10 protein-coding genes are annotated in these 8,686 nt (G+C 64.3%); all 10 read left to right on the top strand.

Annotation, left to right across the window (positions count from 1 at the left end; translation table 11 throughout):
* The first annotated feature begins 58 nt into the window (after positions 1-58).
* On the top strand, positions 59-895 hold the full coding sequence (locus WD184_10255) for a hypothetical protein (GenBank protein ID MEX0827116.1): 837 nt from the start codon (positions 59-61) through the stop codon (positions 893-895).
* Between the two features lie 313 nt (positions 896-1,208).
* Complete coding sequence (gene rpsL / locus WD184_10250; GenBank protein ID MEX0827115.1) at positions 1,209-1,577, top strand: 30S ribosomal protein S12; 369 nt, start codon at positions 1,209-1,211, stop codon at positions 1,575-1,577.
* A complete protein-coding gene (gene rpsG, locus WD184_10245; GenBank protein ID MEX0827114.1) occupies positions 1,574-2,041 on the top strand; it encodes a 30S ribosomal protein S7 in 468 nt (155 codons plus the stop codon). Before rpsL ends, rpsG begins: the two co-directional genes overlap by 4 nt.
* A gap of 7 nt (positions 2,042-2,048) precedes the next feature.
* Complete coding sequence (fusA, locus tag WD184_10240; GenBank protein ID MEX0827113.1) at positions 2,049-4,157, top strand: elongation factor G; 2,109 nt, start codon at positions 2,049-2,051, stop codon at positions 4,155-4,157.
* 17 nt (positions 4,158-4,174) lie between these two features.
* Entirely contained in the window at positions 4,175-5,368 is a 1,194-nt protein-coding gene (tuf, locus tag WD184_10235; protein MEX0827112.1) for an elongation factor Tu, read from the top strand.
* Positions 5,369-5,854: 486 nt separating this feature from the next.
* A complete protein-coding gene (rpsJ, locus tag WD184_10230) occupies positions 5,855-6,148 on the top strand; it encodes a 30S ribosomal protein S10 (GenBank protein MEX0827111.1) in 294 nt (97 codons plus the stop codon).
* Positions 6,145-6,783: a 50S ribosomal protein L3 gene (gene rplC, locus WD184_10225; protein ID MEX0827110.1), complete on the top strand. Its 639-nt coding sequence runs from the start codon at positions 6,145-6,147 to the stop codon at positions 6,781-6,783. Before rpsJ ends, rplC begins: the two co-directional genes overlap by 4 nt.
* Positions 6,776-7,447, top strand: coding sequence for a 50S ribosomal protein L4 (gene rplD / locus WD184_10220; GenBank protein MEX0827109.1), 672 nt, complete (start codon positions 6,776-6,778; stop codon positions 7,445-7,447). The genes rplC and rplD overlap by 8 nt, the downstream gene beginning before the upstream one ends.
* Positions 7,441-7,731, top strand: a complete 291-nt coding sequence (rplW, locus tag WD184_10215; protein ID MEX0827108.1) for a 50S ribosomal protein L23 — start codon at positions 7,441-7,443, stop codon at positions 7,729-7,731. The genes rplD and rplW overlap by 7 nt, the downstream gene beginning before the upstream one ends.
* A 118-nt stretch (positions 7,732-7,849) precedes the next feature.
* A complete protein-coding gene (rplB, locus tag WD184_10210; GenBank protein MEX0827107.1) occupies positions 7,850-8,683 on the top strand; it encodes a 50S ribosomal protein L2 in 834 nt (277 codons plus the stop codon).
* Positions 8,684-8,686: the final 3 nt, after the last annotated feature.

Raw genomic sequence — 8,686 nt, 5'->3', positions numbered from 1 at the left:
CCGACAGCAACCGCTGCCGGGACAACCAAGCCGCCACTAAACCCGGGGCGATTCACCGGTGGGTGTCTTTGAGTTGGAGGATGGGAGTCTTCTCCCTCTCGAACCGCATCGACGCCGCGAGGACGCGCTGGTGGCACGCGTCAGGGTTCGGGCGCTGAAGACGGCTGAGGCGATCCTCACGGTATCCGCGGATGGGCGATCAAACGTTGCTCTACTCAAAGGCATTCCGGAGCCTCCGATCTCCCCACCCGAGCCTGCCCCTGACTCGCTCCAATTCGAGAAGCCCAGTTACAGGGTGGCGATCGGGAAACGCAAGGCGATCGAACTCAGAGCCCCGGCGGGACTTGACCGTCAAAGAGTACGCGTCGCCTCAGATCAAGAGAGCGTCGTCGTCAAGGGTGGAGGTTCGACGACGCTCAGCGTCGATGAGACTCTCGGTTTCTGCGTTGGAACAATTCGAATCGAGGGTCGAGGTCTAGGGGCCAGAGCGACGCTGCGTGCCACCCTCGATGATCAGTACGCCGACTGCCAGGTCAGCGTCGTGGATCGAGACGATGGTCTCCCGGATCTCAAGATCAAACTTGACCACGATGATCCAGCGGACTACCGCTCTTGGTTTGACCCCCCAACCCCAGCGCCGGACGGCAGCTGGACGCTGTGGATCATGGTGAGGCACCCTTCGCTCGCCCCGCTTGTTGGCGAGGATCTAGCGGGGGAGCACTCCCCCGAGTTCCGGGCGGTTCTTGCCGAAGTAGTCACCGAGGCGCTGGTCAGGAAAGTGCTCACTAAGAAATACCCTCCGTCACAGGAGGTCGATGCCGAGCGGCTCTACTCAGAGCACGGCCAATGGCTGACGAAGCTTCTGCCGAAGGTTCAGCGGGTAGTGCTGCAGTAGGAAGGCCCGCCCGCGCCAGCCCATCAACGAGTTTCCGGTTTGGCGAACCCCTTTCTCCTCTCCCTTCCCGACTTTGCCGTCGCTCGCCGCGCGTCCCTATACTTCCCGCCTGGGACCTCGGTCCCTTGGCCCCTTCTCATCGAAGGGCTGGTCCGGCTGCGACCCGAGCCGGGCCTTTGGCCTGAGAAGGGGGGTCAATGGGTCGACACGTCGACCGGGTTCTGCCCGGGACTGGCGAGTCGGCCTCCGCACGTGCAGCGCTCCGCACTTGGGGCTGCGCTGCGCCGACAACGACATAGTGGAGAGGGCACGAGTGCCGACCATACAGCAGCTGATCCGTCAGGGTCGGCGGCAAAAGCCGAACAAGGAGAAGACGCCGGGCCTCGCCGGGGCGCCACAGCGCCGCGGGGTATGCACCCGGGTCTATACGGTCACGCCCAAAAAGCCGAACTCCGCTCTTCGCAAGGTCTGCCGCGTCCGCCTCTCCTCAGGCACCGAAGTCACCGCCTACATCCCCGGTGAAGGCCACAACCTCCAGGAACACTCGATCGTCCTCATTCGCGGCGGTCGCGTGAAGGATCTCCCGGGTATCCGCTACAAGGTCATCCGCGGCACGCTCGATGCCGCCGGCGTCAGCGCCCGCAAGCAAGCCCGCTCCCGCTACGGGGCGAAGAAGTCATGAGACGCGCCCCCGCCGAAGTACGCCAGATCGAAGCCGACCCGGTATTCCGGAGCGTGCTGGTCAGCCAGCTGATCAACAAGGTGCTCTGGAAGGGCAAGAAGCACCTCGCCCGCAAGGTCGTCTACGACGCCCTCGAACTCGTCGAGAAGCGCGCCGGTCAGGACCCGATCACCGTCCTCAAGAAGGCCATCGACAACGTGCGTCCCGCGGTCGAGGTGAAGTCGCGCCGCGTCGGCGGTTCGGCGTATCAGGTGCCGATGGAGGTGAAGCCCCGTCGCGGCAACACCCTCGCGGTGCGCTGGCTGGTCGACTACGCCCGCAAGCGTCGCGAGAACTCGATGTCCGAGCGCCTCGCCAACGAGATCCTCGACGCCTCGACCCGGCAGGGCGCCGCGTTCAAGCGCCGGGAAGACATCCACAAGATGGCCGAGTCGAACAAGGCCTTCGCCCACTACCGCTGGTAGTCCACTCATGGCCGCTAACGAATCCCTCAGTCATCTGCGTCAGTATCCCCTGAGCCGCACGCGCAACATCGGGATCATGGCCCACATCGACGCGGGCAAGACCACCACCACCGAGCGGATCCTCTACTACACGGGCAAGACCTACAAGATGGGCGAGGTCCACGACGGCGCCGCCGTCATGGACTGGATGGAGCAGGAGCAGGAGCGGGGGATCACCATCACCTCCGCCGCCACCACTTGCTTCTGGAAGGACACTTGGATCAACATCATCGACACGCCCGGCCACGTCGACTTCACGGTCGAGGTGGAACGGTCGCTGCGCATCCTCGACGGAGCAGTCGCAGTGTTCGATGCCGTTGCAGGGGTCGAGCCGCAGTCCGAGACCGTATGGCGGCAGGCCGACCGGTACAAGGTGCCCCGCATCTGCTTCATCAACAAGATGGACCGGATCGGGGCCGACTTCTATTCGGCGGTCGAGTCGATCCAACGCCGGCTCGAGGCCAATCCGGTTCCCATTCAGATTCCGATCGGGTCCGAGGACGACTTCCTCGGCGTCGTCGACCTGATCGAGATGAAGGCTCACATCTGGCCGGAAGACACTGGAGAGCGGTGGGAGACCGTCGACATTCCCGCCGAGTACGTCGATCGGGCCAACCTGTGGCGCGGCAAGATGCTCGAAGCCGCCGCCGAGGTGGATGAGAAGCTCCTCGAGAAGTATCTCGAAGACCTCGACATCACCGCCGACGAGATTCGGGCCGCGTTGCGGGTGGGGACCATTCAGAACCTCTTCGTCCCCGTCCTGGTGGGTGCCGCCTTCAAGAACAAGGGCGTGCAGCCCGTCCTCGACGCGGTGATCTGGTACCTGCCGAGCCCCGCCGACCTTGCCCCCGTCACCGGCTTCAAGCCCGGTGAGGAGGACACGGTCATCGACCGCAAGGCCGGCGACGACGAGCCTTTTGCCGCAATCGCCTTCAAGATCATGTCGGACCCCTATGTGGGCAAGCTCACCTACTTCAGGGTCTACTCGGGCCACCTCGCCAAGGGCTCCTCGGTTCTCAACACGAGCAATCGGAAGAAGGAGCGGGTCGGCCGCCTGCTGCGGATGCACGCCAATCACCGCGAAGACGTCGACGACGTATTTACCGGCGACATCGTGGCCGCGGTGGGTCTCAAGTCCACCACCACGGGCGACACCCTCGCTGACCCGAACCATCCGATCCAGCTCGAGTCGATGTCGTTCCCGGCCCCGGTGATCTCGGTGGCGATCGAGCCGAAGACCAAGGCCGACCAGGACAAGCTGGGCGACGGTCTTGCCCGCCTCGCCGAAGAGGACCCCACCTTCCTGGTGCGCTCCGACGAGGAGACCGGCCAGACCGTGATCGCCGGCATGGGCGAGTTGCACCTCGACGTGCTCGTCGACCGGCTTCGTCGTGAGTTCAAGGTCGACGCCAACGTCGGCCGCCCCCAGGTCGCCTACCGCGAGACCATCCGTAAGGCGGTCAAGGGCGTGGTCTATCGCCACATCAAGCAGACCGGCGGCAAGGGCCAGTTCGCCCATGTCGAGATCGACCTCGAGCCGACAGGCCCCGGCGGCGGTTACGAATTCGTCGACAAGACGAAGGGTGGGGCCGTGCCCCGCGAATACATCCCGGCGGTAGACACCGGTATCGAGGACGCATTGGAGTCAGGCGTCCTTGCCGGTTACCCGATCGTGGACGTTCGGGCCATCCTCGTCGATGGCTCGTCGCACCCGGTCGACTCGTCGGAGATGGCGTTCAAGATCGCCGGTTCGATGGCGCTTCAGGAGGCTGCCCGCCGGGCGGGTGTCCAGCTCCTCGAGCCGGTGGTATCGGTCGAGGTGGTGACCCCCGAGGAGTACATGGGGGACGTCATCGGCGACCTGAATGGCCGTCGTGGCCAGATCGGCGACATGACACAACGAGGCAACGCCAAGGTGATCACCGGAACCGTGCCCCTGGCCGAGATGTTCGGCTACGCCACGGATCTCCGTTCACGCACTCAGGGCCGCGCCGTCTACACGATGCAGTTCCACTCGTACCAACCCGTTCCGGAGAACATCGCCAACGAACTCGTGGCGAAGGTCCGCGGGGAATGATCAGGAGGATGTGACCCATGGGTAAGGAGAAGTTTGAGCGGTCGAAGCCGCATGTGAATGTGGGGACGATGGGTCATATTGATCATGGGAAGACGACGTTGACTGCTGCGATCACGAAGGTGTTGGCGGAGTCGGGGGTGGGTGGGTCGAATCGGTTTACGGCGTTTGATGAGATTGATAAGGCGCCGGAGGAGCGTGAGCGGGGTATCACGATTGCGATTGCGCATGTGGAGTATGAGACGGCGAATCGTCATTATGCGCATGTGGATATGCCGGGTCATGCGGATTATGTGAAGAACATGATTACGGGTGCGGCGCAGGTGGATGGTGCGATTCTGGTGGTGTCGGCGGCGGATGGTCCGATGCCGCAGACTCGGGAGCATGTGTTGTTGGCTCGGCAGGTGGGGGTGCCGTTCATTGTGGTGTTCTTGAACAAGGTGGACATGGTCGATGATCCCGAGCTTCTTGATCTGGTGGAGTTGGAGGTGCGGGATTTGTTGACGGAGTATGAGTATCCGGGTGATGAGGTGCCGGTGGTGCGGGGTTCGGCGTTGAAGGCGTTGGAGGGTGATGGGGAGGCTGCGGGTCAGGTGATGGAGTTGATGGCGGCGGTGGATTCGTATATCCCGGAGCCGGAGCGGGATGTGGATAAGCCGTTCCAGATGCCGATCGAGGACGTGTTTTCGATTACGGGTCGGGGGACGGTGGTGACTGGTCGGGTGGAGCAGGGGATTTTGCGGGTGGGGGCGGAGGCGGAGATTGTGGGGATCCGGGCGACGCAGAAGACGACGGTGACTGGGGTTGAGATGTTCCGCAAGTTGTTGGATGAGGCGCGGGCTGGCGACAACGTGGGGCTTCTCCTGCGGGGGATTGGTAAGGAGGATGTGGAGCGGGGTCAGGTGGTGTGTGCGCCTGGGTCGATTACTCCTCATACCGATTTCTCGGCGCAGGTGTATGTGTTGACGAAGGAGGAGGGGGGGCGTCATAACCCGTTCTTCTCGGGGTATCGGCCGCAGTTCTATTTCCGGACGACGGATATCACTGGTTCGATCACGTTGCCGGAGGGGACGCAGATGGTGATGCCGGGTGACAACACGGAGATGACGGTGGAGTTGATCCACGCGATCGCGATGGAAGATGGTTTGCGGTTCGCGATCCGTGAGGGTGGCCGCACCGTCGGCGCCGGCCGCGTCGTCAAGATCATCAAATAGTCACCAGTCACCAGTCGCCAGTCACCAGTAAGACAAGACAAGAACAGAGAAGAGAAGAAGAGAATGGCTGAAGAGGACGCTCAGGCGGATAAGGCTCTCGACGCTGACGCGCCTTCGAAGGCCGCGAAGGCTGCGAAGGCCGACGCGCCCGCCAAGGCCGTGAAGGCTCCGAAGGCCAAGGCGCCGAAGGCTGACGCGCCCGCGAAGGCCAAGGCGCCCGCGAAGGCCAAGGCGCCCGCGAAGGCCGCCAAGGCGCCCGCGAAGGCCGCCAAGGCGCCCGCGAAGGCCGCCAAGGCGGCGGAGGCTGAGGCGGCTCCTAAGGCTGAGAAGGCTCCCAAGGCTGACGCGCCCGCCGAGGCGGCTCCGAAGGCCGACGCGGCTCCTAAGGCCGAGACGGCTGCGAAGCCCGCTGCTTCGAAGGCGGCGCCTGCGAAGGCAAAGGCGGCGGCCGCTCCCAAGGTCGAGAAGGTCGAGAAGGAGCATCGGATCCGGATTCGACTCAAGGCCTACGACCACGAGGTGGTCGATGAGTCGGCGCGCAAGATCGCCGAGACGGTCATTCGGACTCAGGCGAAGATCAGGGGCCCGCTGCCGTTGCCTACGGAAATCCATCGCTACTGCGTTGTCCGCGGCCCGCACGTCCACAAGGATTCGCGTGAGCACTTCGAGATGCGGATCCACAAGCGTCTGCTGGACATCCTCGAGCCGACCGCAAAGACGGTCGACTCCCTCATGCGGCTCGACCTGCCGGCCGGGGTGGAAGTGGAGATCAAGACGTGAAAGCGATTCTCGGCGAGAAGCTGGGGATGACCCAGATCTTCGATGACGAGTCACAGGCAGTGCCGGTGACCGTCATCAAGGCCGGGCCTTGTCGCGTCGTCCAGATCAAGCGTCCCGAGACCGACGGGTACGCCGCCATTCAGATCGCCTACCGCGAGATGCCCGAGCGACGGGCCAACAAGCCCACCGCTGGTCACTTCAAGCGCGCCGGGCTCACCCCTCACCGTCACCTGGTCGAAGTGCGGGTGGATGATGCCGACGCCTACAAGCTCGGCCAGGAGATCAGCATCGCCGACGTCCTCGTCAAGGGCAGTCGGGCCGATGTCGCCGGCGTGAGCCGCGGCAAGGGCTTCCAGGGCGTCATCAAGCGCCACAATTTCGCCGGTCAGGGCGCCAGCCACGGCACCCATCGGGTGCATCGCGCCCCTGGCTCCATCGGCGCTTGCGCCACTCCCTCGCGGGTGTTCAAGGGCATGAAGCTGCCGGGCCGCATGGGCGGCGAGAAAACCACGATCCTCAACCTCGAAGTCGTCGAAGTCGACGCCAAGCGCGGACTCCTGATGTTGCGGGGCGCCGTTCCCGGGGCGAAGGGCGCGGTCTTGCTCGTTCGGGAGGCGGTGAAGGCAATTGGCTGACGCACCGGTCGCGCGCAAGTACGACTCTTCCGGTAAGCAGACCGGGGAGATGAAGCTCGATGCCTCGATCTTCGGCATCGAGCCGAACCTCCCCGTGATGCACCAGGTGGTGACGGCCCAGTTGGCCGCACTCCGGTCGGGCTCCGCCAACACCAAGACGCGGGCCGAGGTTCGCGGCGGTGGCAAGAAGCCGTGGCGCCAGAAGGGTCTGGGTCGGGCCCGGCATGGCTCTATCCGTTCACCTCAGTGGCGCGGCGGCGGCGTCGTGCACGGCCCCAAACCGCGCGACTACTCCCAGCGCACCCCGAAGAAGATGCGTCGGCTCGCCCTCTACAGCGCTCTCTCGACTCGCGCCGGGGATGGCGAGATCCGGATCGTCGACTCGATCGAGTGGGAGGCACCGAAGACCAAGTCGGCTGCCGCCCTGCTCGCCGGCATGGGTGTCGAGGGCAAGGTCGCCATCGTGGTCGAGGCGTCTGACGGCGTCGTTGCGCAGTCGGTGCGCAACCTTCCGCAGGTGCTCGTGATCACCCCCGACCAGCTCAACACCTACGACGTGCTCTGGGCCGAGACCCTCATTTTCACGTCCGACACGATCCAGAGTGTCGGGGCGGGCGCCGCCACTGCCTCAGCCGTCGCCGACGACGCCGGAGGTGAATCGTGAAGAACCCCCGTGACTTGATCATCGAGCCGGTGGTTTCGGAGAAGTCCTACGACCAGATCGAGGACGACAACACCTACACCTTCATCGTCGACCGGCGCACCACCAAGACCGAGATCAAAGAGGCGGTCGAGCAGATCTTCAACGTGAAGGTGGTGCGGGTCAACACCATGAACCGCAAAGGCAAGCGGAAGCGCACCGGTTACACGATCGGCAAGCGCGCCGCCTCCAAGAGGGCACTGGTAACCCTCGCCGAGGGCCAAGAGATAGATATTTTCGGGGTATGACGATGTACGGACGCACTCACACTCATATTGCGATCAGGGGCACCAGTCCCCAGTCACCAGTCACCAGCAGAACCGCTGATGGACTGGAGACTGGAGACTGGAGACTGGAGACTTTCTGATGGCCGTTAAGAAGTACAAACCCACTTCGCCGGGGCGGCGGTTTCGGACTGTTTCGGATTTCTCCGACGTCACCACCAGCACGCCCGAGAAGAGCCTCATCGACAAGCAGGCCGGTACCGGTGGCCGCAACTCCTACGGGCGGGTCACTTCGCGGCACCGCGGCGGGGGCCACAAGCGGCGTTATCGCATCATCGACTTCCGCCGCAACAAGGACGGGATACCCGCCAGCGTCGCCTCGATCGAGTACGACCCGAACCGGAACTCCCGCATCGCCCTGCTCAATTACCACGACGGGGAGAAGCGGTATATCCTCGCGCCGCTCCGCCTCACCGTTGGTGACCGGGTGGAGTCGGGGCCGGGGGCGGAGATCAAGCCCGGCAACGCCCTCCCGCTGCGGAACATCCCGGCAGGAACTCTGGTGCATGCTGTCGAGATGAGGCCCGGCGGCGGTGCCAAGCTCGGTCGCTCCGCGGGGACCTCGATCCAGTTGATCGCCAAAGAGGCCGGGTTCGCCCTGCTTCGGCTCCCCTCGGGAGAGATTCGCAACGTGCCCCTCGACTGCCGGGCAACCGTCGGGCAGGTGGGCAACCCGGAAGCGGAGTTGGTCAAGAGCGGCAAGGCGGGTCAGAAGCGCTGGCAGGGCGTTCGTCCGCAGAGCCGCGGTGTGGCGATGAACCCCGTCGACCACCCCCTGGGGGGCGGCGAAGGTAAGTCGAGCGGTGGCCGCCACCCGGTGAGCCCTTGGGGCAAGCCGGAGGGTCGCACCCGGAAGAAGAACAAGGGGAGCGACAAGTTGATCGTCCGACGCCGTTCGAAGAAGGGGAAGAGGTAGCCG

The sequence above is a fragment of the Acidimicrobiia bacterium genome (genome assembly GCA_040878325.1).
Taxonomy (GTDB): Bacteria; Actinomycetota; Acidimicrobiia; order Spongiisociales; family UBA11373; genus JAUYIV01.
Note: the sequence above shows the minus strand (reverse complement) of the source record. Positions and strands in the feature narration are given on the sequence as shown.

What these genes read in the sequence shown, in the direction of transcription:
- tuf (MEX0827112.1), top strand. Translation starts at nt 4,175, where the DNA reads ATGGGTAAGGAGAAGTTTGAGCGGTCGAAGCCGCATGTGAATGTGGGG.
- rplB (MEX0827107.1), top strand. Translation starts at nt 7,850, where the DNA reads ATGGCCGTTAAGAAGTACAAACCCACTTCGCCGGGGCGGCGGTTTCGG.
- rpsG (MEX0827114.1), top strand. Translation starts at nt 1,574, where the DNA reads ATGAGACGCGCCCCCGCCGAAGTACGCCAGATCGAAGCCGACCCGGTA.
- fusA (MEX0827113.1), top strand. Translation starts at nt 2,049, where the DNA reads ATGGCCGCTAACGAATCCCTCAGTCATCTGCGTCAGTATCCCCTGAGC.